This window comes from Nocardia sp. NPDC050712, from assembly GCF_040654295.1.
Taxonomy (GTDB): domain Bacteria; phylum Actinomycetota; class Actinomycetes; order Mycobacteriales; family Mycobacteriaceae; genus Nocardia.
The window spans coordinates 142,672-167,981 of the sequence record NZ_JBFAHT010000004.1 but is presented as its reverse complement, the minus strand read 5'-3'; the positions used below and the strand labels follow the sequence as shown (position 1 = coordinate 167,981).

The following is a 25,310-nucleotide window of genomic DNA, read 5'->3' as shown; positions in this document are numbered from 1 at the left end:
GGCGCTTTCGCGCCTGGCCCGTTCGTGTTTCAGCCCGGCATCAGCATCTGCCACTGATCCAGCGTCTGCGGGCGCATGACGTAGTTGTTGTCCTTGATGTGGGACAGCGCCGCGCTGGGTTCCTGCGAATACCAGTGGCCGGGGTAGACCACCGGATCGCTCTTCAGGCCGGCCAGGTAGCGCAGGCTGCGGAACATCTCGTCGGAATCGCCGCCGGGGAAATCGGTGCGGCCGCAGCCGTCCACGAAAAGCGTGTCGCCGGCGATGAGCCGGCCGTCGAACAGGAAGCACTGGCTGCCCGGCGTGTGCCCCGGGGTGTGGAGTAACTCGATGTCGAAGGCGCCGACGGTGATCTTGTCGCCGTGCTCGTGGCCGGTCAGTTCGCTCGGCGCGATCCCGGTGACGTTGGCCACCCAGGACAGCTCCTGGTTGTTGACATGGACTGGCACGCTGGTCTTTTCGAGCAGCTCGCGCACCCCGCGCAGCGTGAAGCCCATCATCGAGCCGCCGACGTGATCGGGATGGTGATGCGTCGCGAGCACGCCGGTGAGCCGCAGCCCGTCACCCTCGGCGATATCGGCGAGATCGGCGGCGGCGTAGGCGGGATCGACCACCACGCAGTCGCCGGTCTCCCGGTCGCCGATCAGGTACGCGAAATTGCGCATCTGCGTCGCGATCGGATCACCCACGGCGTAATCCCGCCCGGACAGCAGCTGTCGGAAATAGAGGCGCTCGGAAGACATGCTGACACCTTAAGTCCCGACCCAGACGGTCAGCAGGGCAGCGGCGGAAAATCACGGGCAAACACATGGTGGCGGCCGGATATGTGGCCAGCAGCACAATGGCCGAGGGTCGAACCCTATGCGTGCAGCGAGAATCCGGCCGCGGCGCAGGCGACCGACACCTCCAGCGCAGCACCGAGCACATCGCCCGACAGGCCCCCGAATCGGCGCGCGGCGTGCCGCACCAGCAGTGCCGACAGACCGGCCGCGCACAGCACCACCAGTGGTCCCAGCCACGGCCGTCCCGGCACCGCGAACAGCGCCAGCAACACCGCGAGCGCCGTCCAGCCCGCGCCGATCCACATACGCTGAGTCGCGGCCACCAGCGCGCCGAATCCGGTGTCCGGCGCCGCCGCCAGGCCCCGCCGGCACGCCGGCACCACCACGACCCGGCCCACCGTCACCGCGAGGCCGACCGCGAACCAGCGGTGCGCCTCGGCCAGCGCCGCGAACGAAACCGCCTGCACACCCACCGAGAACAGGATCGCGGCCACGCCGAACGGGCCCGCGCCCCCGCTCTTCATGATCTGGCGGGCGCGCTCCGGCGGGCCGTAGCTGCCGAGCCCGTCGAAGGTGTCGGCCAGGCCGTCCAGGTGCATGCCCCGGGTGATCAGCGCCAGTGCCGCCACGACCAGGAAACCGCTCAGCAGGGCACTCGCCCCGGCGGTCGTCAGCAGCCACAGCAGCCCGGCCGCGCCGAGGCCGAGCGCGGCTCCGACCAGCGGCGCAAGCGCGATGGCGCGTCCCGCCATCCGCCGGTCGACGTCGTCCGGGCCCCACACGGGCAGGACGGTCAACCAGGAGAACGCCAGCCGGATCCCGGTCACGGTATGCCCCGGACCGACCCGATATCCGCGCGAATGCTCAACGGGGATAACCGATTCCGACCAGGTCCGGGCCCAGGGCGTTCAGGTCGGGGTCCGGGTTCAGGCCGGACAGCACGACAGCGGTCAGTGGGCGCAGTTCGAAGACGTGCCGCACGGCGGTGGGATCGAGTTCGGCTTCGTAATAGTCGGCCGCCCAGCGCCGGTACGCCTCGGGAGTGCCGTCGACCAGCACCTCGAGCAGTTCGTCCGCGCCGCTGTCCGTGCCCGAGATGCCCCAGGCGTCATCGCCCGGCTCGCGCCAGAAACACACGGTGGCCCGTGGCGAACCGTCGAAGTCGGCGAAGGCCGGTTCGTCGACGAAGGGGCGGAAGGCCGCGGGCACGGCGTCGAACAAGTGCGCGGTGGCCGGGGCCTCGTGGTCGAAACCACGGCCGTAGCAACCGGCTTCGGTGAAGACGATGAACCAGTCGTTGCCGGAGCCGTCGCGAATCGAGGCCAGTTCCTGCCCGTCGTCCCAGGCGGAATCGAAGGAGAAGCAGCGGTCCGCCCAGTCGGGGGCGAGGACCGCGTCGAGGGCGGCCACCGCGCGGCAGCGGTCTCTGAGGACTGCGATCTCGGGCAGTCGGTGCAGCAGGTTCATGACTTGTTCAGGTCGAGGGGCGCTTCGGGCGTGCTGACGTCGGCTTCGGGATCGGCGGTGCTGACGCCCGCCTCCGCGAAGGTCGACATCTCGGCCAGGGCGGCGACCGCGGCGCGGAGCAGGGGGAGGGCGGTGAGAGCGCCGGAACCTTCGCCGAGGCGCATGTTCAGGTCGATGAGCGGTTCGAGGCGCAGGTGATTCAGTGCCAGGATATGGGCGGGTTCGGTGGAGCGGTGGCCGGCCAGCCACCAGGCGGCGGCGCCGGCGGCGAGGTCCTCGGCGACCAGGGCGGCGGCGGTGACCACGACGCCGTCGAGGATGACCGGGGTGCGGCGGGTGGCGGCCTGGGCGAGGAAGCCGGTGAGGGCGGCGAAGTCGGCGCCCGCGGCGACGCGGAGCAGGTCGACCGGGTCCTTGGCGACCGGGCGGGCGCGGCGCATGCCGTCGCGGATGGCGGCGACCTTGCGGGCCCAGCCCTCGTCGTCGACGCCGGTGCCGCGGCCGACGGCGGCGACCGGTTCCTTGTCGGTGAGGGTGGCGATGAGCACGGTGGCGGGGGTGGTGTTGCCGATGCCCATGTCGCCGGCGATGAGAAGATCAGCGCCCGCGTCGATTTCCTCGTCGGCGATCGCCTTGCCGGCGGCGAGCGCGGCCTCGACTTCCTCGGCGGTGAGGGCGTCCTCGCGGTCGATGGAGCCGCTGGAGCGGCGCACCTTGTGCTTGCCGACGGCCGGGTCGGTGTCGGCGTCGACGGAGATGTCGGCGACCCGCACCGTCGCCCCGGCGACCGCCGCGAGCGCGTTCACCGCCGCGCCGCCGCCGAGGAAGTTGGCGACCATCTGCGCGGTCACCTCACTCGGGTAGGCCGAGACCCCGTGCCGCGCCACCCCGTGATCCCCGGCGAACACCACGACCCGCGCGCGCTCGAACTGCTTCGGTGGGCACACACCCTGGCAGGCCGCGACCCAGTTGCCCAGCTCTTCGAGCCGGCCGAGCGCCCCGCCGGGCTTCGTCAGCTGCGTCTGCCGCTGTGCGGCCGCGGCTCGAATCTCCGCGTCCGGGGGCGCAACCGGTCCGAATCCGTGTGTCACTGTCGAGCCTCTCGGGTCGGGGCGCGGCCATCGCCGCACTGACTTCGCCGCCCAATCTTGCCTGCTGGCTATTTGAGCCGCAGGGGGAGGCCCGCGACGATGAGGAACGCCTCGTCACACACCGCGGCGAGCCGCTGATTCAGCGTGCCGATCTCGTCGCGGAACAGCCGCCCCGACCGGGTCGCGGGGATGACGCCCATCCCGACCTCCGGACTCACGATCACCAGCCGACGCGCGTAGTCCGCCACCGCCGCGACCAACTCGTCGCACTCCGGCGTGATCGTGCCGCGCGGCGACTCCCACGCCTGTCGCGCATCGATCCGAGCGGTCAGCCAGGTGCCGATGTCATCGATCAACGTCGCCCCCGCAACGGGATCCGCTCGCAGCACCCCTGCCGGATCCACACTCTCGACCACCCGCCACGCCGCCGGCCGTCGCTCCCGATGGCCCGCGATCCGCTCGGCGAAATCCCGATCCGCCGGATCCGGCACCGACGTCGCCACATACCGCACCGCCCCCGCGGCTCCCGCCAGCGTCTCCGCGAAAGCCGATTTCCCCGACCGGGCCCCACCGAGCACCAATGTCCGCCCCTGCGCACTCCCGTCACCCTTGTCCACGTCTGCACGCTACCAACCACCGCACCTGCACCGATCCGCCCGCGAGCGCCGCGGATCAGCACCCCGGTCGGACAACGTTTCGTGGGTGTCGACCCACGGGAAGCGGGACACCGCCGAGGAGTGTCCTCGGTGACGTCCCGTATCAGGCGATTTACTCCGGGACCGTGCTGACCGGGCCGAAGCGGCGGCGGTACTCGGTGGGCGCGATGCCGACGAGGCGCTGGAAGTGGTGACGCAAGAGGGCTCCGGAGCCGAAACCGGCGCGGGTGGCGATGTATTCGAGGCTGTGGTCGGTTTCCTCGAGCAGATGCTTGGCGTAGAGCACGCGCTGGTTGGTCAGCCATTTGACCGGGGTGGTGCCGGTTTCGGCGGCGAAGCGGCGGGCGAAGGTGCGGGTGGACATCATCGAGCGGGCGGCGAGGTCCTCGATGGTGTGCGGGTGGTCGAGGTTCTCGTTGAGCCACTGCAGGGTGCTGCGCATGCTGTCGGTGGTGCAGGCGGGGACCGGGCGTTCGATGAACTGGCGCTGGCCGCCGTCGCGCTGCGGCGGCACGACCATGCGGCGGGCGATGGAATTGGCGGCGGCGCTGCCGATCTCGCGCCGGACCAGGTGCAGGCAGGCGTCGATGCCGGCGGCGGTGCCGGCGCTGGTGATCAGGTTGCCCGCGTCGACGAACAGGACGTCCGGGTCGACGGTGGCCTCGGGGAAGCGCCGGGCGAGTTCGTCGACGTAGCGCCAGTGCGTGGTGCATTTGCGGCCGTCGAGCAGGCCGGCCGCGCCCGCGAGGAAGGCGCCGGAGCAGACGGTGAGGATGATCGCGCCCGCGTCGTGGGCGCTGCGCACGGCCTCGATGACGGCGGGATCGATATTGTCCATGGCGGCGGCGGGGAAGGCCGGCAGGGCGACGAGATCGGCCTTCGCTACTTCCTCGAGACCGTAGGCGGGGGTGATGGTGACGCCCGGGGTGGAGGAGGGCAGGCCGACGCCGGGTTCGACGCCGCAGACCTTGAAGTCGAAGGGCGGGATGCCATCGGCGGTCCGGTCCAGGCCGAAAACCTCGCAGATGACACCGAATTCGAACATGGCGACCCGCGTGGCGAGCACCACGGCGACCTTCGACAACATGGTCTCAGCGTACCTGGCTGAATCTTTGCGCACAATGACAGTCCAGCCACTTTCGGCGGGAATTCATCGAGCGCAAAATTACTGCCATGCTTACTTTTCTGATTCTCGCCATTGCCATCCTGGCCCTCGGGGTCGTCGCCTCCGGCCGCAACCGGGCCGGAGCCGAGCAGCTGGACCGCGACGCACAGCGTGTCCAGAACGAACTCAACGCGATCCGCGCCTATTCCGGTGGGGCGGTGCTGTCATGATCGCCGTGCTCCTCACCCTGGCCGTGCTCGCGGTGTTCGGCTTCCTCGCGATCCGCGGCCGCGAGCTGGCCGGCTCGTCGAATGTCGTGGACCGCGATGTGCAGCGCCTGCGGTGTGACCTGATCGCGCTCAACGGTCGTGCGGCGGATCACCACTGAGCCGCCGCGCGGCTCCGCCAAGCCCCATAAACGAAAACAGGCCCTTCCGAAGTTCGGAAGGGCCTGTCGCTGTTCGAGGCTCAGATCGCGTCGCCGGGGCTGACGCGCGGCTTCGGGGCACGCATCTTGCGGATCTGCGAGGCCCGCACGAAGGCGTACCAGCCGAGCTTGGCGCCGCCGTCGATGGTCTCGGGGAATCGCTCGCGCACCCGGTTGTTGATCAGGCGTCCGAGGATGACGCCCTCGATGATCATGAAGAGCATCATCACCAGCATGACCAAGGTCACAATTGTCTGGTACGCGGGCAGCACGAAGGTGGACAGGATCAGCACCAGCGCCATCGGCATGAACAGTCCGACCAGGTTGCGCCGGGCGTCGACCAGGTCACGCACGTAGGCGCGGACCGGGCCCTGATCGCGGGGCAGCAGGTACTTGTCCTCACCGGCGAGCATGCGCGCGCGGCGGTCCTGCGCGGCCAGCCGGCGCTCGGCGGAGGCCGCCTTGCGGTCCGTCTTGGTGCCGCGGGTGGCCTTGCGGCGGGCCCGGGCCTCCTTGGAGGTCAGCGGGGCGGGCGCGACCGGGCCGCGCCGTTTCCCTTGTGCGTCACGACGTTTCGGTGTCGGACGCCCTTTACCCAGGGTGACGGTGGACGAGTTGCGGGTATCAGCGGCCACGCTGCCGTTCGCGTCCGCCGGTGTGTCGGCGGTCGCGTCGGTGCTGCTGGACTCGCCGCGACGGAACAATTTCACACCGACCAGGCTATTCGATGCGGGACGCAGTCGGAAACGCGCGGGTCCCGGAAACTCCCGGAGCGGATGTTCTGTCCGAGTACCGTGGTGGCAAGATAGGGAATAGCAGCCCGCTGAGTGGTGTTGAGGACCACGAGCCGTGCGCTGTTCACGGGTTGACCACAGCTGTCCCTTTAGGAGAGTTCATGACTGTGCAGAACGAGACCGAAACCGAAACTCACGGCGCGATCCTGACCGAGGCCGCCGCGATCAAGGCGAAGGCGCTGCTGGAGCAGGAAGGCCGCGACGATCTGGCGCTGCGCATCGCCGTGCAGCCGGGCGGCTGTGCCGGCCTGCGCTACCAGCTCTTCTTCGACGATCGCTCGCTCGACGGCGATCTCGTCGCCGACTTCAACGGCGTCAAGCTGGCCATCGACCGGATGAGCGCCCCGTACGTGCAGGGTGCCTCGATCGACTTCGTCGACACCATCGAGAAGCAGGGCTTCACCATCGACAACCCGAACGCCACGGGTTCTTGCGCCTGCGGCGACTCCTTCAACTGAGCTGAGATTGATACGGTGAGGACGGGAAATTTCCCGTCCTCACCTTGTGCCGTCCACCCACCGTTCGAAGGGCCTTTAGCTCGTGTCTATCGCCGTGTCCGCGTCCATCGCGACCGACCATCTCATGCGTTTTCCCGGGCGATTCGCCGATGCGCTGCTGGCCGATCAGCTCGACCACGTCTCGCTGAGCTTCCTCGTCGATGATTTGCAGCTGCGCCGCGGTGGCGTGGCCGGCAACATCGCCTACGCGATGGGCCTGCTGAACCAGCGCCCGCTGCTCGTGGGCGCGGTCGGCGCGGATTTCGCCGAATACCGTGCCTGGCTCGAGGGCAACGGCGTCGACTGCTCGACCGTGCTCGTCTCGGAGAAGGCGCACACCGCGCGCTTCGTCTGCACTACCGACGAGGACATGGCGCAGATCGCCTCGTTCTACCCGGGTGCGATGAGCGAGGCCCGCGACATCTCCATCACCGATCTGGCCGAGAACAACGCGCTGGATCTGGTGCTGGTCGGCGCCAACGACCCCGAGGCCATGCTCAAACACACCGAGGAGAGCCGCGAGGCGGGCATCCCGTTCGCGGCCGACCCGTCGCAGCAGCTGGCCCGCCTCGACGGTGATCAGGCGGTGCGCCTGATCGAGGGCGCCGCCTACCTTTTCACCAACAAGTACGAGTGGGCGCTGCTGCTGCAGAAGACCGGGCTGAGCGAGGAAGAGGTCGCGGCCAAGGTCGGCATCCGGGTGACCACCCTGGGCGCGCAGGGCGTCAAGATCGTGGACCACGACGGCACCGAGGTGCACGTGGGCGTGGTCCCGGATCGCGGCCGGGTGGAGCCGACCGGTGTCGGCGACGCGTTCCGCGCCGGGTTCCTGACCGGCCACACCGCCGGTCTGAGCCTGGAGCGTTCCGCCCAGCTGGGCTCCCTGATCGCCGTGCTGGTCCTCGAGACCATGGGTACCCAGGAGTGGACCCTGAACAAGGACGACGCCCTGGAGCGCCTCACCGGCGCCTACGGCGCGGAGGCGGCGGACGAGATCAAGCCGCTGCTCTGACGAACTGAGCGAAAAGTGCCCCCCGGCTCGAAAGCCGGGGGGCACTTCGCTGTTCGGGGACTACAGCGAGACCGGGTACACCGGCTCCTGGATGTCGGGCTTGATGCGATCCTCGACGAAGATGCCGTGCCACACCATGAACACCAGCAGGGTCCACAGCCGGCGGCTATGATCCGAGCGGCCGGCGCGGTGGTCGTCGAGCATGCCCTTGATGGCGGCCTTGTCCAGCAGGTGATCGGTCTGGGAGTCGGCGATGGTCTGCTGGGCCCAGTCGTAGAGCTCGGTGCCGCGCAGCCAGTGCCGCATCGGGACCGGGAAGCCGAGCTTGGCGCGGTGCAGGACATGGCCGGGGACGATGCCCTCGAGCGCCTGGCGCAGTGCGTATTTGGTGGTGTCCTTGGTGATCTTCTGCTCGAAGGGCACCTGCTCGGCGACCTCGCGGACCGCGGAGTCCAGGAACGGCACCCGCAGTTCCAGCGAGTTGGCCATGGTCATCTTGTCGGCCTTGACCAGGATGTCGCCGCGCAGCCAGGTGAACAGGTCCAGGTGCTGCATGCGCGCCACCGGGTCCCAGCCGCGCGACTGCGCGTAGATCGGGGCGGTGACGTCCTGATGGGTCCATTCCGGGCGGAATTCGCGCAGCACCGAACGCAGCTGGGCGTCGCTGAAGCTGCGGGCGTTGCCGTAGTAGCGCTCCTCCAGGGTGAGCGAGCCGCGGTGCAGCAGGCTCTTGCCGCGGGTGCCGTCGGGGATGCGGTCCGAGAGCCGCCCGGCGAGCTTGCGCACACCCCGGGGCAGATATTCGAACGGCTTGAGCGACAGCGGCTCCCGGTAGATGGTGTAGCCGCCGAACAGCTCGTCCGCGCCCTCACCGGAGAGCACCACCTTGACGTGCTTGCGCGCCTCCTTGGCCACGAAGTACAGCGGCACCAGCGCCGGGTCGGCCACCGGATCGTCGAGGTACCAGACGATCTCGGGGATGGCGGCGGCGAACTCGGCGGGCGAGACGGTGCGCACGATGTGGCGGGCGCCGATCGCCTCGGCGCTCTCGGCGGCCACGTCGGCCTCGGAGTAGCCCTCGCGTTCGAACGCCGCGGTGAAGGTGATCAGCTTCGGGTTGTGCCGGATGGCCAGCGCCGCGATGGCGGTGGAGTCGATGCCGCCGGACAGGAACGAGCCGACGGTGACATCCGCGCGCATGTGCTTGGCGACGGAATCCTCCAGCGCCTCGGCGATCTCGCGGTAGCGCGCCTGCTCGGACCCGGCCGCGAACGGGCGCACCTTGAAGTTCGGGTGGAAGTACCGGCTGATTCGCGGCGCCTGGCCCGCCCGGATGGTGGCGTAGCTGCCGGACTCGAGCCGCCGGATGTCCTTGTGCAGGGTCTCCGGTTCCGGCACGTACTGGAGCACCGTGTAGTGCTCGAGCGCCCGCGGATCCAGCTCATCGCTCAATCCGAGCGCGGGCAGCAGTTGCAGCAGGCTCTTCTTCTCGCTGCCGAACGCGGTGCCGCCGGGGCCGGTCGCCAGGAACAGCGGCTTGATGCCGAACGGGTCGCGGGCGATGAACAGATCCTGGGTCTCGGTGTCCCAGATCGCGAACGCGAACATGCCCCGCAGCTTGCGCACCGCGTCGGGGCCCCAGTAGTGGAAGGCCGCCGCGATGGTCTCGCTGTCGCCCTCGGTCAGGAACATCTGATCGTCGGGGAACTCGGCGCCGTGCGCCTTGCTCAGTTCCGCGCGCAACTCGATGTAGTTGTAGATCTCGCCGTTGAAGGTGAGCGCGTAGCGCTCCCGATTCTCCGGCGGACCCCAGCGCAGCGGCTGGTGCGAGTGCTCGATGTCGATGATCGACAGGCGGTTGAACCCGAAGATGATGTGGTCGTCGTGCCAGGTGCCACGTTCGTCCGGGCCGCGGTGCCGCACACAGTGCAAGGCGTCGTACACCTGCTGCACAGTGTTCGCCCACCCCGCCGACTCCGTCGGCTGCCGTCCCCCGGCATCGTCGGTTGCCGCATCAGATGTCAGAAATCCGAGCAGTCCACACACGGCGTCGGCGACCTCGTTTCCTCATTGGCTGGCTGTGCCCTCGGGCGAGGGGCGCACAGGACGAATCTCGTCCCCGAGTATGCCGTACCGGGAACCGAAATGTTGTGTCCGCCTGCGGCTGACGAGTCGCACCGACCCTGTGTCCAGCGCTTTTGCCGCAGGGGGCACCGATGGGGCACTTGCGGTTCGGTATCGGCGGAGTGTCGAACGCGACCCGACGCAAAACTGTGCGCCGGTTTGGTCTACGCTGCGTAGTACTCAGGTCCTTCTCAGCTGGCGTGTGCGCAAGTTCGTGCCGTGCGAAGGCCCTGAAACGTGCTTAGGAAGTGCCGCCGGGAGATCGCACCCCGACGGCGCAGATGTCGGACATGTGTGGCGACCAGGAAGGCGTGAGCGTGGCGCACAAGGCGAGCGAAGAGATCGGGGCCCGACCCGTGAAGGGTCGGCAGGGCCGGCTCCTTCGGCGGGCCGGGCTGGCGGTGTCCCTCGGGATCACCGCGATGCTCGTCTCGGGCTGCTCGATCGACAATGTTTGGCTGCGGTTCGGCTGGCCCTCGGGTGTCACGCCGCAGGCCACCCGGATGCGGGAGCTGTGGACCTGGTCGGTCCTGGCCGCGCTCGCGATGGGTGTGCTGGTGTGGGGTCTGACCTTCTGGACGGTCGCCTTCCACCGCAAGAAGAAGGACTCCCCGGAGTTCCCGCGCCAGACCGGCTACAACGTGCCGCTGGAGCTCACCTACACGGCGATCCCGTTCGTCATCATCGCGGTGCTGTTCTACTTCACCGTGGTCGTGCAGAACTACGTGCACGAGAAGGTCGCCGATCCCGACGTCACCGTCGATGTGACCGCCTTCCAGTGGAACTGGAAGTTCGGCTACCGCGATGTCGACTTCAAGGACGGCTTCAAGTACGACGGCATCGACACCAGCCGTGAGGCCCGCGCGCAGGAGCAGCTCGAGGGCTACAAGGAGCTCAAGAACGACAAGGGTCATCCGCAGCCGGGCCCGATCCACGGCAAGCCGGCCAACGACATCCTGTCCTACCTGCACTACGACAAGATCGAGACGATCGGCTCCACCCAGGAGATCCCGGTCCTGGTGCTGCCGACCAACCGGGTCATCGAGTTCCAGCTCGCCGCCGCGGACGTCATCCACGCCTTCTGGGTGCCGGAGTTCCTGTTCAAGCGCGACGTGATTCCGAACCCGAAGGAAAACCAGTCGGACAACGTCTTCCAGATCACCAAGATCGAGAAGGAAGGCGCGTTCGTCGGTCGCTGCGCGGAAATGTGCGGCACCTTCCACTCGATGATGAACTTCGAGGTGCGCGCCGTGTCGCCGGAGAAGTTCGTCAAGTACATCGAGGCACGCCAGGCGGGCAAGACCAACGCCGAAGCGCTCGCGTCCATCGGCGAGTCGCCGGTTGCGACGTCGACGCAGCCGTTCAACTCCGACCGCACGGTCAAGAGCGCGACCGAAGCCAAGTGAGGATTGGTCTGACATGAAGATCGAAGCGCGTATTTTCGAACTGCTCACTGTGTTCTTCGTGATCACCGGCGTGATCTACGGGTTCTTCACCGCGCAGTCCCGGACCGGCATCGAGTGGGCGGGCACCACCGCGATCGTGCTGACCGCGGGCCTGTCGCTGATCATCGGCACCTACTTCCGGTTCGTGGCCCGTCGTCTGGACCTGCGTCCCGAGGACTACGAGGATGCCGAGATCGTGGACGGCGCCGGCGATCTGGGCTTCTTCTCGCCCGGTAGCTTCTGGCCCATCTCGCTGGCCGCCGCCGGTTCGGTGACCGCGCTGGGCCTGGCGTTCTTCCAGTACTGGCTGATCGCGATCGGCGTGGCGTCCGTGCTCGTCGCCGCGGGTGGTCTGGTCTTCGAGTACTACCTCGGCCCGGAAAAGCACTGAGCTGACTCGCTTCGAAGCGCCCCATCGGATTCCGGTGGGGCGCTTCGCCGTTTCCGGGTCAGATGCCCAGGGCCTGGCGGAAACGGTTGGTGGAGCGCGGGGCGACGCCCGCGAGATTGCGCAGGGTGCGGGCCAGGCGCGGCTCGATCCGGCCCGGGTGGGTGCGAATGACCGTCTCGACGGCGCTGGCCGCGCCCACGGGGTCCAGGGCGTACTCGTGGCCGAACTGGGTGCCGGGTGCGACCGCATCGGTGGCGGGGTACTGGACCGCGCTGACCTGGATGCCGTGCGCGGACAACTCGGCGTCGGCGGAGCGGCCGAAGGTCGTCCAGGCGGCCTGGGCGGCGGCGTAGGAGGCGAAGTGCGGTGCGGCGCCGGTGTCGCGGTTCCACGGACCCACGTTGACGACCTGACCGGAACCCGATTGCAGCATCGCCGGCAGCAGGCCCAGCGTCAGGCGCAGCGGGCCGAAGTAGTTGGCGGCCATCATGCGCTGATAGTCGCGGAAGCGGTCCAGGGATTGCGCGAGCGGCCGGCGCTGCGGGCGGCCGGCATTGTTGACCAGCACGTCGACGGTGCCGCACTCGGTGAGCGTCCAGCGGACCAGCTGGTCGACGTCACCGAGCGCGGAGAGGTCGCAGCGGTACCAGCGGGCCAGCCCGCCGGCGGCGACGATCGACTCGCACGTGATGACCAGCTGGTCACTGCGCGGCGCGACGAGGACGAGTTGGGCGCCGCGGGCCGCGAGCCGGGCCGCGGTGGCCCGGCCGACCTCCGAGCAGGCGTCGGTGACCAGGATCCGCAGGCCCCCGAGAGAATCGGCGGGACACTCCTGGTCGCGGTCGGACCTGCGGAGTAGCTCGGCGCCGAGCTTTTTGCGCAACGACGGCAGGGGAGCGGGGCGAAATTCGAGCATCGGAACAGCAACTTTCACCTCAGTGGAACGCTGATCTAACGCATCGACACCCCGCCGACAGTGCCGAAGTTCGCTCGCGACCGTCAGGGGCGGAAGAGCAACCCCTTGGCGACTAATCGCGGCGTGAGTGGAGTCTAATCCGCCGACTCGTATCTCAGGGCGTGTTCGGAGGTGCAGATCTCATCGATTCCGGAGACGATGTCGCGCAACAACTCCGAGGGCAGCGCCGAGGGACGCAGCCGACAGGTGAAGGTGATCAGCGCGTGGTCGTCGGTGGGCAGATTCCGGGTTGCCGCCTGGGCCTGCAGGTATTTCGAGCGCACCCCGTAGGTCATGGCCGAGATCACGGTGAAGCAGCCGGTGCGTTCCCGGTGGCCGGCGAACAGATCGTGCAGCCGGTAGAAGACCGAGGTGTAGTTGGCCAGCGGCGCGAAAACGCCGACGCGGTAGGCCGCGCCGCGCTCGGAGGAGCTGATCACGGTGTCGGCGAGATACTCCGCGTCGCGCAGGGTCAGCACCTTCGGGGCGAACATGAGCGCGCCCGCCGCGGCGTTGCGCACCGGCATGCCGGCCTTGCCGCTGGCGGCGGAGGCGATGGCGCCCAACGACTTCCGGGTGCGCGTGCCGACCTCCCGGCGAGCCCGCAGCGACCGGGTCGGGGTGGCGGGGTAGAGGCTGGACCACTGGCCGAAGCGCACCGTGCCCAGCTGCACCTGCCCGGTGCCGACCGGCCGCGAGACCTTCAGCGGCGCGGTGTCCACCCAGCGCCCGACCTGCAGCGCGGCGTTGCCCGGCCGCACGATCTCGGCGTGCGCGTGTTCGATGAAGGAGTCGAAATCCAGGAACCGGTCGGCGTCGGTGGTGAGCCAGGTGTGGTCCTTGTCGATATCGACGGCGTCCAGGGTGAGCGCGGTGATGATGCCCGCGCGCCCGCCCGCGCCGAGGATCCGATGGAACCGCTCGGTGTGGTGCTGGCGGCCGCAGGTGCCGATGCGCCCGTCCGGATCCACGTATTCCAGATCCACGATCTGATCGATGAACAGGCCGTACTTGTGCGAGGCGCTGCTCACGCCGCCGACCGAGGCGAACCCGCCGGCGGTGATGTCGCGGTGATCGCCGACGATCGGCAGACCGAGGCCGTGCGCCCCGAGCCGCCGATCGATATCGGACAGTTTGGCGCCGGCCTGCACCCGCACGGTGCGCCGACCCAGGTTGATGTCGAGCACCGAGTTCATCCGCCGCAGCGAGACGACCGTGCGCTGATCCGGTAAGGACAACCCGTCGTCGAGCTGCTCACCGCCGCGCACCATCAGCTGCTCGGCACGATCCCTCGAATCCCGCACCGTGCGAACCACATCCGCGGTGTCGCGAGGTAGAAATTCGGCGGCGGAGACAGTGCGCGGCGTGCTCATGGATCGAAACTTAACCACAGCCGGAGTGGTTGCGGCCACCCGAACTTCGGTGTGCGCCAACGGCCCCATTGCGACCCCGGCTGACCTGCGCGAATACTGGTCCGCCGCAGTGCCTCCCGAGGGGTCAGGTGCGGGGCGGGCGGTCCGGTTCGACGGTGTCGACGATCTCCGGGAACCAGCGCGTGAACTCCGCGCGCAGCGGGAGTTCGGCGCGCAGCTGGCCGAGCACGCCGAGACCGCCGAGGGCGGTGCGGGCCACGGGGGTGTGCTGGGAGGGCATGGTGAGCTGGCGGATGACATTGGTGACGCGCAGATCGGTCACCGCGCGCAGGTGGGTGCGCAGCCAGTCGGGGGTGAGGTCGATGGTCGGGGCGATGACCGCGTCGCGCACCGGGGTGAGCCGGGCGACCACGGTCTCGATGTCGAGATCGCGGCCCGGCGCGATGTAGCCGTTGCGCCGGATGGCCGCTTCCAGTTCGGCCGGCGTGCAGGCCAGCAGCGCCGGCGCGAAGTCCTTGGCCATGGCGAGGTAGCCGGGCGGCCAGGGTGCGCAGGCGCCGAAGTCGACGACGCCCAGGCGGCCGTCGGGCATGATCCGGAAGTTGCCGGGATGCGGGTCGCCGTAGAGCAATCCGGCGCGGGCCGGGCCGGAGAGCAGGAAGCGCAGGATGAGCAGGCCGATGCGATCCCGCTCGGCTCGCAACCGGCTGCCGGGCGCCGCGCCCGGCGCGATCAGGCGGGACAGCGAGATGCCTTCCAGCCACTCGGTGATCAGCACGTCGCCGTACTGGGCCAGGACCCGGGGCACCACGAAATCCGGGTCGTCGGCGTAGGCCGCGGCGAAGGCGCGCTGGTGGGTGGCCTCCAGCGCGTAGTCCAGTTCCTCGCGGATGTAACTGCACAGCGCCTCGATGACGGCCTTGGTGTCGGCGCCGGGCAGCAGCGCCGAGAACAGCGGGCCGATCCGGCGCAGCGCTTGCAGGTCGTCGTAGATCGCTTGGCGGGCGCCGGGATACATCACCTTGACCGCGACCGGGCGGCCGTCGTGCCAGACCGCGCGATGCACCTGGCCCACCGAGGCCGCCGCGGGCCGCCGATCGTCGAACTCCCGGAACCGCGAACGCCAGTCCGGGCCGATGTGCGTGGCCAGCACGCCGTGCACGGTGGCGGGCAGCATGGCCGGGGCCGAATCCTGGAGCCGCCCGAGCGCTTCCCGGTAGGGCGCGGCCACCTCGTCCGGCAGCACGAACTCGTACACCGCGAGCAACTGCCCGAGCTTGGCGACACAGCCCTTCAATTCGCCGAGCACCTCGAACAGGTGCTGTGCGGTGCGCTGCCGGATCTCGCGATCCACCTCGTCCACCGACCGGCCCAGGGCGCGTTTGCCGACACCGGCCATCCGCCGCCCGGCGAAGGCCACCGGGACGCCCGCCAGCTTCGCGCCGCGCACCAGCTTGCCCGTCGGTGGGACCCCGCCCCCGTCCGCCAAGGTCCGCTTGGGCAGTTGCACTACTCGACCACCGGTACCGCGGCGGACCATGCTCACCTCACTCGCGCGCCGGCGCCGAACCCACCCCTACCGTGGATCCCGCCGGCGTCGTGCCCACGCTATCAGCGGCGCGAGGCCAGGCCGGCCAGACGGTGGTGCAGTTCGCCGGCCCAATCCCGCTGGCCCAGCGCGGCATAGTCGACCCACAGTGCGTCCAGGACGTCGCGGCTCTCCGAGAACACGCCGCCGCGCTTGTCGGCCTCGAGTACCACGCTCATGCCCTGCTCGTTCGGCACGAAGGTGACCTCGAGCTGGGTCAGCTGCGGATACCGATGCGAGCCGGCGAATTCGATCTCCTGATAGAACGGCAGCGTCTGGGTGCTGTGGTAGATCCGCCCGAATTCCACGTCGGCACTGCGCAAGCCGAAGCCCAGGCGTTCGATCGCCTCCAGCAGCACGTGCTGGGCAGGCAGCGCGCCGACGCCGATCGGGTCGGTGTCGGTGGCGTCGACCGCGCCCTGCACGTCGACGACGGTGCGCAGGGCCACCCAGGTGCCGGGCAGCACCCGCCCGTTGTAGAAGGTGATGGGGGTTTCCATCGGTGCGCGCGCGCCGAAACGGAATTCGGCGAAGCCGCCGGACTCCAGCCGGAACGGGCCCTGCACCCAGGTGCGCCCGAAGCCGTGCTCGCGCACGCCCTCGTGGTCGTCGTGCTCGTGCTCGACCCGGGTCACGAACTCCACCGCGATCTCGGCGATGTCCTGAGCGACCTTCCCGCCGCGCAACCGGATCACCCCTTCGGCGACGCCGCCGGGCTGCACACCGGGGGTGAACAGTTCGGTCTCGACCTCGGCGCCGCCCACTCCCGCGGCGGCCAGCAATTTCTTGAACATGCTGGCATCCTCGCCGCCGCACCATAAAACCGACTTACCGTTCGCTTGGCGTGTGACCGAGGTCATCCGCCGAGCGGAAGGGTATGTGTCGCAGCGACTTGCGTCCGATACTGGTGATACGGCACTGGCTCGCCAGTAGATATAGGGACAGATAGTGTAGTGCCGCTCTTGATGTCGAAACACGAACCGGGGGACGCAATGTCATACCCGCACGGGCAATATCCCGGCGAGCAACAACCGGGTCAGCCCTATCAGCCGACCCAGCCCTACCAGGGCGATCCGTACCAGTCGGGTCCGCAGTATCAGTCGGGTCCGCAGTACCAGCAAGGCCAGTACCCGCCCCCGGGCCCGCCTTACCAGCCGCCGCCGTACGGCCCGGGTGGCCCGTCGGGCGGCGGTGGCGGCGGAAAGATGGCCGCGATCATCGTCGCGGTCCTGATCGGTGTCGTCGCGATCGTCGGCGTGGTCGGCGTACTGGTGATCCGAAGCAACAAGGACGATCCCGATATCACCGCCTCGACCACCACCTCGACGTCCTCCTCGTCGTCGAGCCCGTCGCCCACCTTCGAGACCACCACCCCCTCGCCGACCTCGAGCACCTCGAGCAAGCGGGACACCTGGATCGCGGCCACCTACAAGGAGGACACCAACCAGGTCGTCTGGGTGCGCTCGACCATCAGCGAGGAATCGGCCACCAGCCAGGTGCTCTCGGACTGCGGCACCGGCTGCCCGAACCCGATCTGGTCCCGCAACGGCTGCGTCGCGCTGGCCTTCGGCCAGAACGGCGGCTGGGGCTCGGACTGGGGCTCCACCACCACCGAAGCCGAATCCAAGGCGATCAAGACCGCGACCGGGGTCTACAACGTCTCCGGCCCCTTCGAACTGTGGTCCAAGTGCGCGTTCGACTGAGGCGCCACTGACCTGCGAAAGGCCCCGAATCCAGGTGGATTCGGGGCCTTTCGCGTCGGTTCGAACGGCGGCCGGCTCAGCCGGCGGCGGTGTCCGGGATGCGCGCGGCATCCGGGCGGGAATCGCTCGGCACGCCCTTCTTCAGGCTGTGCGCGTAGACGTCGACGTATTCCTGACCGGTGAGCTGCATCAGGTCGTACATGACCTCGTCGGTGACGGCGCGCTCGACGAAGCGGTTGCCGCCCATGCCCTCGTAGCGCGAGAAATCGATCGCCTTGCCGTACCGGATGGTGACCTTCTGGCGCTTCCAGCGGAACGGCCCGGGCGGGCTGACCTTGTCGGTGCCGATGACCGCGACCGGGATGACGGGAACGCCGGTCTCGAGCGCGAGCCGCGCCAGGCCCGTCTTGCCCTTGTAGAGGCGGCCGTCGGGGGAGCGGGTGCCCTCCGGGTACAGGCCGACCAGGCGGCCCTCGTCGAGCAGCTTGCGCGCGGCGTTCAGCGCGTCCTCGGCGGAGTCGGCCCCGGTGCGGTCGATCGGGTACTGGCCGGTGGTGGTGAAGAACCACTTCTGGAAAGCGCCCTTGAGGCCCGGGGTGTTGAAGTACTCGGCCTTGGCCAGGTAATTGATGCGGCGCTTGCTGGTCAGCGGCGCGAAAAGCCAGTCCGCGAAGGAGAGATGGTTACCCGCGAGGATGGCCGGACCGTCCGACGGGATGTTCTCCGCACCTTCTACCGTCGGGCGGTTGTAGAAGGTGATGAACGGCCCCACCAGGACGAATTTCAGCAGCCAGTAGAACATGACGTCCTTCCCCCGGACCGGGATAAGTTGCGGGCACCTGCGTCAGCTGCCGACTTTACCGGTGGTCGCAGATCACATCCAACCTGCAGAGGGCTATCTCACCACATTCGGAGCAGCGGCTGTGAGCGCCGCGGCTTGTTCGAATGTATGTGCGAGAAAATCAGCCTACGCGGGAGGGACGGTGCTCGGTGTCGACGAGCACGGCGCGCGCCAGCTCGGCGGCGCCGATCATGCCGGCCGCCTCACCCAGCTGCGTGGTGCGGATCCGGGCCAGCGGGCGATGGCCCGCACCGGTGACGGCGCGGGCGTACTCCTCCCGGGCCTCGTCGAGGAAGAGCCCGGCCGAGGAGCTCACGCCGCCGGCGATCACCATCAGATCCGGATCGAAGATGTCGCCGACGAAGGCCAGGCCCAGGCCCAGCCAGCGGGCGAAGTCGGCCATCGCGGCGACGGCGATCGGGTCACCGTCCTGGGCTGCGCCCGCGACCCGGCGCCCGGTCAGCGACCCCGGATCGCGGTAGACCTCGCGCGCCAGCACCGTGGAGCTGACCGGATCGGTGGCCAGCAGCTCAATCGCCGTGTCGGCCAATGCCGTTCCGCTGCAATACCGTTCCCAGCAGCCCTGCTTGCCGCACGGGCAGGCCCGGCCCTGCGGGACGACCTGCAGATGACCCAGTTCCGGTGCGACGCCGTGCGTGCCGCGATACAGCTTGCCCTCGATCAGCAGTGCCGCGCCGATGCCGGTGCCGATCGCGATGAGCACCACGTTGTGGCCGCCGGTGGCCGCGCCGAAGCGATACTCGGCCCAGGCGGCGGCGTTGGCGTCGTGCTCGAGGATGACCGGCAGTTCCAGGCGATCGGTGAGCCGCTTGGCGACCGGTGTGTCCTTCCACGGCAGATGCGGCGCGAACCGGACGGTGGTGCGGTCGCTGGTGATGAACCCGGCCACGGCCAGCCCGACCGCGCCGATCGGATGGCGCGCGCACAGTTCGCGCACCGAGCGGGCCAGGGCGTCCTCCAGGGCGCGCGCGGAATGCGGGGTCGGCGCCGCCACGGTGTCGAGCACCTGGCCCTCGGCGTCCACCACCGAGGCGCGAATATTGGTGCCGCCGACGTCGATTCCGACCGTCAGGGGAAGGGCACCGGCAATCTTGCGCGTCATGCCTTGAACGTCACGGGAATTTTGATGTACCGGGAGCGCTTGCGCCCCGGCGCGCGCCGCTCCGGCTCCTCGGCCGGCGGCGGGCTCGCCTCGTCCGCGGGCGAATCCTGCTGCGGGGGAGCGTCTTCGGGGTCCGGCAGCACCGGCTCGACCGGGATGCCGGCCAGCGCCTCGCGCAACACCGTCACGATCGCGGTGCCGTGCTCGGCGACCGCGGCCACCACGTCGTGGTGTTCCCCGCGCACCAGCGCCGCCGCCGCGCACACCGGGCACCAGTGACAACTCGACCACTGCGGCTGGCCCTCGGCGGCCGTGCGCCGCAGCACCGGCTCCACCCGCTCCAGCACGGCCTCGGCCAGCTGCTTCAATTCCTCGGCGAATTCCCCGAATCCGTCACCGTGCGCGTCGTGCGCGGCACCCGGTTTCTGCTGCTCGGTCATCGCGGCCAGAGCTCCGGATCCGGAACGAACCGCAGTACCAGGTGTTTTCCGTCGAGTTCGGCGCCGTCGACTGTGCACCGCCGCAACACCGGCGCCAGGCGCACCCGGCGCCGGACCCCGTCCGCTCCCACGATCACATCGTCCTCCACTCGTCCCAGTCGCAGCGTCGCCGGATCGACGACGGGCAGGTGCATCCGCAACGTGTAGACCGAATGCAGGCCGGTGCCCGACTCCCATCGAACCACCGGTTCACCGGAACTTGTGCGAACCTCCGGCAGATTGTCGCCCGGTGGCGTCGCGGCGTCCACCGAGTAGGACAGCACCGACAGGGCGGCCAGGCCGACCGGCTCGGCGCCGCTGTGCTCGGCGATCAGCACCCGGACATCACCGTCGAAGCGCTCGTAGAGCTCCTCGACGACCCGGACCTGCTCGGCGCGGCGGGCCAGATACCAGTGGATCGCCGGGTGCGCGGAGTCGGCGGGCGGCACCGCGGGCAGCACCTTGTTGACGAGCACCGCGTCCAGGCGCAACCCGAGCAGCGCGGCCGCGGACCGCACCCGCTCGGTCTCGGCGACGGCGACCCGTTCGGCGCCGGTCACCAGTTTCGCGCCGGTGCGCGCGTGGTCGGCCAGCAGGTCACGCACCTCGGTGACGGCGGCGACGATCTTGTTCACGGTCGCGGCGAGCACCGCGCGCCGCAGGTCCAGGCCGGCGGCGCTCAGGGCGCGCGCGTGCGGCGGCCAGATCCGTTCCAAATAGCCGAGCAGAGTGTCGGGCGCGGTGACGATGCGCAGCATGTCGGCCGAGGGCGGGCAGTCCACGACCAGCACGTCCCAGTCGTCCTCCTCGGCGAACTGCGTCAGCTCGATCAGCATCAGCAGTTCCTGCACGCCGGGCAGGCCGGTCAGCTCGGCCGGGTCCAGCGCGGCCAGATCGAGGCCGTGCTCGTGCTTGCCGCCGGTGGCCAGCATCCGCACCACGTCGTGGAACCGATCTTCCAGCAGCGCAAGGGAATCCACCTCGATGGCGTCCAGATTCGGTGCCACCCGGGCGATTCCGGTGACCGTGCCCGGATCGTGCGCGAACCGCACGCCCAGCGCGTCGCCGAGCGAATGCGCCTGATCCAGCGAGGCGATCAGTACCCGCTGCCCGGCACGCGCGTAGGACATCGCGGTGGCGCACGCCAGGGTCGTCTTACCGACCCCGCCCTTGCCGACGAACAGCTCCACCCGGGTCACGGCGGTCAGCCTTCCACCCGCTTCTTCAATTCCTTGAGGGCGGTATCGGTGATCACCTTCTCGGCCTTGCGCTTGAACATGCCGATCATCGGGATGTTCAGATCGACGGTGAGCTGATAGATCACCTCGGTGCCGCCCTCGGGTGTGTCGCGCAGCTCGTAGGTGCCGTCCTGGGCCTTCTGTAAATCACCGCTGGTCAGCCGCCAGCTGACCGCGCGATCGTCCGGGCGCCAGGTGTAGGCCAGCACGTAGGTGTCCTTGACGACGCCGGCGTCGAGCACGAAACGGGCGGTGCGAGCGCGGCCGTCGGGCCCCTTCTCCAGCACCTCCACCGATTTCGCCGCCGACACCCATTCGGGGTAGGACTCCAGATCGGCGATGACGGCCATCACCCGCTGTGCGGGCGCCTCGATGAGGATGGACCTCTCTGTCCGGTCGGCCATCAGCAGGCCGGGGCCACGCCCGCGGGACGCCCCGCCTCCAGCCGCGCCTTGATCTCGAAGGCCATCTCCTTACCCGCCACCCGGCGGGCCCGGATCACCGACGCCAGCCGCTTTCCGGCGACCGCGTCGCGCGGTTCGGCGTGCAGGAAGTAGTGCAGGATCACCCCGTCCAGCATGTCCTGCAGCCACACCTCCATGGTGCCCTCCAGCGCGCCGCTCACGATCCAGCGAATGCCCTTCTCGCCCCGGTCCTCCCCGACCTGCAGGCTGAGGTCGGGCCACCACCGGCGCCAGTTCGTCGGCCCGCCGAGGATTTCGGCGACCGTGGCGCCCGAAGCGGCGACAAATGTCTGGTCCGCGACCTGAATACTGCTCACATCCGTGAGCGTAGTGGATTACGACACAGCCCGGTTCAGTGCAGTAGGTGCCGCAGGCGCGCGCCCAAGCTGTCCCAGCGCCACTGCTGTTCCACCCAGGCGCGGCCCTCGACGCCCATCCGGGCGGCGGCATCGCGGTCGGCGAGGACAGCGACGATGGCCTTGGCGATGTCGTCGGTGTCGCGGCCGTTGACGACGCGACCGGTCTTGCCTTCGATCACGGTCTCCGGCGCGCCGCCGGAGTTGCCCGCCACCACCGGAACTCCGGACGCGGAGGCTTCCAGGTAGACGATGCCCAGACCCTCCACGTCCAGCCCGGCGCCGCGGGTGCGGCACGGCATGGCGAAGACATCGGCCAGGGTGTGGTGCGCGGCGAGTTCACCGGAGGGGACACGGCCGGTGAACAGGACGTCGTTCTCCACGCCGAGCGCGGTCGCCAGGGCGCGCAGCTTGTCCTCGTAGGGCCCGCCGCCCGCGATCACGAGCACCGCGCCGTCGATCTGCTCGCGGATCGTGCGCATCGCCACGATCAACGCGTCCTGACCCTTGCGCGGCACCAGGCGCGACAGGCACAGGATCGTGGGCCGATCGCCGAGCCCGTAGCGCTGGCGCAGTTCCGCGCGCGCCGCCGGATCCGGCCGGAACACCTCGGTGTCCACCCCCGGCGGCAAGTACTCCAGCGCCGCGTTCGGGCCGAACGCGGACGCGAAACGCCCACGGGTGTACCGGCTGACATAGGTGACGACATCGGTGTGCTCGCCGATCGCGCGCAGCGACTGCCGGGCGCCCGGCAGCATCGACCAGCCGACCTCGTGCCCGTGCGTGCTCGCCAGGATGCGCTCGGCGCCCGCCCGGCGCAGCACCGGCGACAGCAGCGCCAGCGGGGCGGCCGCGCCGAACCAGACGGTGTCGCACTTCTCGGTGCGCAGCAGGCGTGCGGCGCGGCGCGCTACCAGCGGGGTGGGCAGCATGAGCGTGGTCGGATGGCGGACCACCTGGAACTTCTGCTTGGCGTCGAACTTCAGATGGCTGTCGCCCTTCCAGCGCGGGGCGTAGACGACCAGGTCGTCGGGCGGTAACTGCCCGGTCAGCGCCTGCAGATAGGACTGGATACCGCCCGGCCGTGGCGGGAAATCATTGGTAACCAGCAGAGTTCGGGCCATAACCGAACAACCTACTGTGTCCGGATCACCGGGCCGAAAACCCGTCGTCGGGCTAGGCGGATTCGGCGCCGAGCCAGGAGCGCCAGGCGGCGGTGACGCTCGCGCGGTCCGCGCCGAGCACCTCGCGCAGGATCCGATCCTCGGATTCGGGGGTCTGCTTGCCCGCCGCGAGGCCGCGGTAGAGCTGGACCAGCCGGGGTTCGCCGTAGGTCGCGGCGACGAAAGCGCAGACCGACCAAGCCTGTTCGTAGGCCGCGGCGGCGTCGGGACCGGTGAAGGAGCTGTCGGCGGGCAGGTCGACCGGCGTCGCGCCGGTACGCAGCCGGGTGTTCAGCGTCGGGGCGATCTCGGCGAAGCGCTCGGTGCCGCCGCGGTGCGCGGCGTACTCGGCGAAACCCTCGAGCAGCCACTGCGGCGCGCCGTCGACGGTGTCGGCGCGGGCGGCCAGGTGCGTCAGCTCGTGGCGCAGCACGGTGCGCAGGCCGGCGGGGGTGAGGCGGCGCCCGGCGTCGGGGCTGAAGACCACGCGCTGCCCGGTCGGCCGGGTTCCGGGCAGGTACGGGTCGGCGACCGCGGCGGCGGCGACCTCGGAGGCGAGCAGGTTGCCCGAGCGCACCAGCGCGGCGAATTCCGAGGGGTTCGAGGCGACGACCACCAGCGCGGAGCGCGCCCACCCGGCGCCCCACAGCTCGGTGATCGAGTCGGTCGCCGGTGCGAGTTCAGCGGCCAGCACGTCCATCTCGGCCCGCTGCCCGGCATGCCCGACCACCAGGGATTCCTGCCCGCTGCCGGTGGCCACCCGGACGGCGGTGAGTTCGCCGAACGGTGCCATCGTCGCGCGCACCGCCGCCAGCCGCGGATCGTCGGCGGCCACGGCCCGCGCCGCACCCAGCCGATCCGGCGAGACTTTCGGCAGCACCCAGTTCGGTGCGACCAGCAGCGCGCCACAGGCGCCGGTCAGCACGGTCACCATCGCGAAGGTGAGCGCGAACTGGCCACGCCGCCGCGCGCCGCACCAGTGTCGGACCCGGCGCCATCGCTGCATAGCGAATCAGTATCGCCGAGCGGAGTGGTAGGGCGTGGACGACATCGGCGCCACGGCGACCGGAATGCCGAAGGTGGAGGCGTGCAGCATGAGTCCGTTGCCCGCGTAGATGCCCACATGGGAGATCTCGGGGTAGAAGAACACCACGTCGCCGGGCAGCAATTCGTCCTTGGAAACCGGCGTGCCGAAGTTGGCCTGCTGCGAGCTGGTGCGCGGCACGGTCTTGCCGACCTGCTTGAAGGCCCACTGCACCAGGCCCGAGCAGTCGAACTGGTTCGGCCCGGTCGCGCCCCAGACGTAGGGGTCGCCGACCCGGGTCAGGCCCGCGGCCAGCGCGCTGGTGCCGCTGCCGGGGACCAGGCCCTGGAGCAGGGTGTCGCGGTCGAAGCCGGGCGGGAAGGGCGAACCCGCCCACGCGGCCTTGTCTTTCGTCGACAGGCCGGTCCAGGCCTCGACCACCTGGGTGATGGCGCCGCCGAGCTCGGTGCGCTTGTGTTCGACGTCGGCGCGCACCTTGTCGGACTTGGCGGCGGCGTCGTGCGCGGCGTCGGAGGCGGCGCGGGCGGCGTTCTCGGCGGCCGAGGCGGCGTCGGTGGCCTTCTTGAATTGCTTGAGCTGATCGGTGGTCTGCGCGGTCATCACGTCGAGCACCGACATCTGATCGAGCAGCTGCTGCGGCGAGTCACTGGTCAGCACCGCGAACATGCGGTTGGTCTTCGCGCCCTGATAGGTCGCGATGGCGGTGCGGTCGATCACCGGCTGAAATTTGCGGACCTCGTCGCGGGCCGCGTCGAGCGTGCTGCGCTTGGCGGAGAGCGCGGTATCGGCATCGCGCTGGACGGCGAGCTTGGCGTCGAGATCGGATTGCGCGTTGAGCGCTTCCTCGTTGAGCTTTTCGGACTCGCGGGATAGCTCGATCATCTTCTGCACCGCTTCACCGGCGGTGGCGGGCATCGCTACCGGGTCGGCTCCGGCCGGTCCGATGCAGACGGTCGCGGCCAGGATTCCCGCCGCAAGTACCCCTCCCACAACACGATTCGTGCGGAGTGTTCTGTATGCGGCCACGGCCTGCGGTGCCCCGTTCTCTCCCTTGAGCGATTAGGTCTCGATTAGGTTACGGAACGGCCCGGGTCCGTGTCCAGTAGGGAACGAACTGGTCACACCCCGGCCGGGTATCTTGCCGAGGTCGCCGGATCGCCCGATGGCGATCCGGCGACTTGGAAGTGCTTG

The 25,310-nt window shown here is 69.5% G+C and carries 28 protein-coding genes; 7 read left to right on the top strand and 21 right to left on the bottom strand.

Annotated features, from left to right (window positions below; all coding sequences use genetic code 11):
- Nucleotides 1-29: 29 nt before the first annotated feature.
- From AB0H76_RS28910 to AB0H76_RS28885, 6 genes are all read right to left on the bottom strand, one after another.
- Nucleotides 30-743, bottom strand: a complete 714-nt coding sequence (locus AB0H76_RS28910) for an MBL fold metallo-hydrolase (protein ID WP_357330175.1) — start codon at nt 741-743, stop codon at nt 30-32.
- Nucleotides 744-859: 116 nt separating this feature from the next.
- A complete protein-coding gene (locus AB0H76_RS28905) occupies nt 860-1,609 on the bottom strand; it encodes an adenosylcobinamide-GDP ribazoletransferase (protein ID WP_357330174.1) in 750 nt (249 codons plus the stop codon).
- 37 nt (nt 1,610-1,646) lie between these two features.
- Nucleotides 1,647-2,249, bottom strand: a complete 603-nt coding sequence (locus AB0H76_RS28900; RefSeq protein ID WP_357330173.1) for a hypothetical protein — start codon at nt 2,247-2,249, stop codon at nt 1,647-1,649.
- Nucleotides 2,246-3,340 (bottom strand): nicotinate-nucleotide--dimethylbenzimidazole phosphoribosyltransferase, encoded by a 1,095-nt coding sequence (cobT, locus tag AB0H76_RS28895; RefSeq protein ID WP_357330172.1) that lies wholly within the window; start codon nt 3,338-3,340, stop codon nt 2,246-2,248. Before cobT ends, AB0H76_RS28900 begins: the two co-directional genes overlap by 4 nt.
- Before the next feature lie 68 nt (nt 3,341-3,408).
- On the bottom strand, nt 3,409-3,957 hold the full coding sequence (cobU, locus tag AB0H76_RS28890) for a bifunctional adenosylcobinamide kinase/adenosylcobinamide-phosphate guanylyltransferase (protein WP_357330171.1): 549 nt from the start codon (nt 3,955-3,957) through the stop codon (nt 3,409-3,411).
- Between the two features lie 151 nt (nt 3,958-4,108).
- On the bottom strand, nt 4,109-5,083 hold the full coding sequence (locus AB0H76_RS28885; RefSeq protein ID WP_357330170.1) for a helix-turn-helix domain-containing protein: 975 nt from the start codon (nt 5,081-5,083) through the stop codon (nt 4,109-4,111).
- A gap of 86 nt (nt 5,084-5,169) precedes the next feature.
- Between AB0H76_RS28885 and AB0H76_RS28880 the strand changes: the two genes are divergently transcribed.
- Complete coding sequence (locus tag AB0H76_RS28880; protein ID WP_357330169.1) at nt 5,170-5,331, top strand: hypothetical protein; 162 nt, start codon at nt 5,170-5,172, stop codon at nt 5,329-5,331.
- Complete coding sequence (locus AB0H76_RS28875) at nt 5,328-5,489, top strand: hypothetical protein (protein ID WP_357330168.1); 162 nt, start codon at nt 5,328-5,330, stop codon at nt 5,487-5,489. The genes AB0H76_RS28880 and AB0H76_RS28875 overlap by 4 nt, the downstream gene beginning before the upstream one ends.
- Before the next feature lie 80 nt (nt 5,490-5,569).
- Here AB0H76_RS28875 and AB0H76_RS28870 read toward each other — a convergent pair whose 3' ends face one another.
- Nucleotides 5,570-6,238, bottom strand: coding sequence for a DUF3043 domain-containing protein (locus AB0H76_RS28870; protein ID WP_357330167.1), 669 nt, complete (start codon nt 6,236-6,238; stop codon nt 5,570-5,572).
- 185 nt (nt 6,239-6,423) lie between these two features.
- Here AB0H76_RS28870 and AB0H76_RS28865 point away from each other — a divergent pair, with 185 nt between their 5' ends.
- Both AB0H76_RS28865 and AB0H76_RS28860 read left to right on the top strand, forming a co-directional pair.
- Nucleotides 6,424-6,780 (top strand): iron-sulfur cluster assembly accessory protein, encoded by a 357-nt coding sequence (locus AB0H76_RS28865; protein ID WP_357330166.1) that lies wholly within the window; start codon nt 6,424-6,426, stop codon nt 6,778-6,780.
- An 82-nt stretch (nt 6,781-6,862) separates the two neighbouring features.
- Nucleotides 6,863-7,831, top strand: coding sequence for a carbohydrate kinase family protein (locus AB0H76_RS28860; protein ID WP_357330165.1), 969 nt, complete (start codon nt 6,863-6,865; stop codon nt 7,829-7,831).
- Nucleotides 7,832-7,891: 60 nt separating this feature from the next.
- On the opposite strand, the gene asnB is transcribed toward AB0H76_RS28860, so the two are convergent.
- Complete coding sequence (gene asnB, locus AB0H76_RS28855) at nt 7,892-9,877, bottom strand: asparagine synthase (glutamine-hydrolyzing) (protein WP_357330164.1); 1,986 nt, start codon at nt 9,875-9,877, stop codon at nt 7,892-7,894.
- Nucleotides 9,878-10,311: 434 nt separating this feature from the next.
- Between asnB and AB0H76_RS28850 the strand changes: the two genes are divergently transcribed.
- A complete protein-coding gene (locus tag AB0H76_RS28850) occupies nt 10,312-11,361 on the top strand; it encodes a cytochrome c oxidase subunit II (RefSeq protein ID WP_357330912.1) in 1,050 nt (349 codons plus the stop codon).
- A 13-nt stretch (nt 11,362-11,374) separates the two neighbouring features.
- On the top strand, nt 11,375-11,791 hold the full coding sequence (locus AB0H76_RS28845; protein ID WP_357330163.1) for a cytochrome c oxidase subunit 4: 417 nt from the start codon (nt 11,375-11,377) through the stop codon (nt 11,789-11,791).
- 58 nt (nt 11,792-11,849) lie between these two features.
- On the opposite strand, the gene AB0H76_RS28840 is transcribed toward AB0H76_RS28845, so the two are convergent.
- From AB0H76_RS28840 to AB0H76_RS28825, 4 genes are all read right to left on the bottom strand, one after another.
- Entirely contained in the window at nt 11,850-12,707 is an 858-nt protein-coding gene (locus tag AB0H76_RS28840; protein ID WP_357330162.1) for an SDR family NAD(P)-dependent oxidoreductase, read from the bottom strand.
- 134 nt (nt 12,708-12,841) lie between these two features.
- Nucleotides 12,842-14,119, bottom strand: coding sequence for an FAD-binding oxidoreductase (locus AB0H76_RS28835; RefSeq protein WP_357330161.1), 1,278 nt, complete (start codon nt 14,117-14,119; stop codon nt 12,842-12,844).
- A 124-nt stretch (nt 14,120-14,243) separates the two neighbouring features.
- On the bottom strand, nt 14,244-15,659 hold the full coding sequence (locus AB0H76_RS28830; RefSeq protein WP_357330160.1) for an AarF/ABC1/UbiB kinase family protein: 1,416 nt from the start codon (nt 15,657-15,659) through the stop codon (nt 14,244-14,246).
- Nucleotides 15,660-15,730: 71 nt separating this feature from the next.
- On the bottom strand, nt 15,731-16,501 hold the full coding sequence (locus AB0H76_RS28825; protein ID WP_357330159.1) for a sporulation protein: 771 nt from the start codon (nt 16,499-16,501) through the stop codon (nt 15,731-15,733).
- 198 nt (nt 16,502-16,699) lie between these two features.
- On the opposite strand from AB0H76_RS28825, the gene AB0H76_RS28820 reads away from it, so the two are divergent.
- Nucleotides 16,700-17,410 (top strand): DUF4189 domain-containing protein, encoded by a 711-nt coding sequence (locus tag AB0H76_RS28820; protein ID WP_357330158.1) that lies wholly within the window; start codon nt 16,700-16,702, stop codon nt 17,408-17,410.
- Nucleotides 17,411-17,486: 76 nt separating this feature from the next.
- Here AB0H76_RS28820 and AB0H76_RS28815 read toward each other — a convergent pair whose 3' ends face one another.
- From AB0H76_RS28815 to AB0H76_RS28775, 9 genes are all read right to left on the bottom strand, one after another.
- On the bottom strand, nt 17,487-18,212 hold the full coding sequence (locus AB0H76_RS28815; protein ID WP_357330157.1) for a lysophospholipid acyltransferase family protein: 726 nt from the start codon (nt 18,210-18,212) through the stop codon (nt 17,487-17,489).
- 160 nt (nt 18,213-18,372) lie between these two features.
- A complete protein-coding gene (locus AB0H76_RS28810) occupies nt 18,373-19,374 on the bottom strand; it encodes an ROK family protein (RefSeq protein ID WP_357330156.1) in 1,002 nt (333 codons plus the stop codon).
- A complete protein-coding gene (locus AB0H76_RS28805; protein ID WP_357330155.1) occupies nt 19,371-19,814 on the bottom strand; it encodes a hypothetical protein in 444 nt (147 codons plus the stop codon). The genes AB0H76_RS28810 and AB0H76_RS28805 overlap by 4 nt, the downstream gene beginning before the upstream one ends.
- Nucleotides 19,811-21,052, bottom strand: coding sequence for an ArsA family ATPase (locus AB0H76_RS28800; RefSeq protein ID WP_357330154.1), 1,242 nt, complete (start codon nt 21,050-21,052; stop codon nt 19,811-19,813). Before AB0H76_RS28800 ends, AB0H76_RS28805 begins: the two co-directional genes overlap by 4 nt.
- A gap of 5 nt (nt 21,053-21,057) precedes the next feature.
- Entirely contained in the window at nt 21,058-21,495 is a 438-nt protein-coding gene (locus tag AB0H76_RS28795) for an SRPBCC family protein (protein ID WP_357330153.1), read from the bottom strand.
- On the bottom strand, nt 21,495-21,872 hold the full coding sequence (locus AB0H76_RS28790; protein WP_357330152.1) for a polyketide cyclase / dehydrase and lipid transport: 378 nt from the start codon (nt 21,870-21,872) through the stop codon (nt 21,495-21,497). Before AB0H76_RS28790 ends, AB0H76_RS28795 begins: the two co-directional genes overlap by 1 nt.
- Nucleotides 21,873-21,907: 35 nt before the next feature.
- On the bottom strand, nt 21,908-23,035 hold the full coding sequence (locus AB0H76_RS28785; protein ID WP_357330151.1) for a glycosyltransferase family 4 protein: 1,128 nt from the start codon (nt 23,033-23,035) through the stop codon (nt 21,908-21,910).
- Nucleotides 23,036-23,087: 52 nt separating this feature from the next.
- Nucleotides 23,088-24,080: a hypothetical protein gene (locus tag AB0H76_RS28780; protein WP_357330150.1), complete on the bottom strand. Its 993-nt coding sequence runs from the start codon at nt 24,078-24,080 to the stop codon at nt 23,088-23,090.
- Between the two features lie 6 nt (nt 24,081-24,086).
- The gene (locus tag AB0H76_RS28775; protein WP_357330149.1) at nt 24,087-25,109 is read right to left on the bottom strand and encodes an NlpC/P60 family protein; all 1,023 of its coding nucleotides are present in this window, start codon (nt 25,107-25,109) and stop codon (nt 24,087-24,089) included.
- Nucleotides 25,110-25,310: the final 201 nt, after the last annotated feature.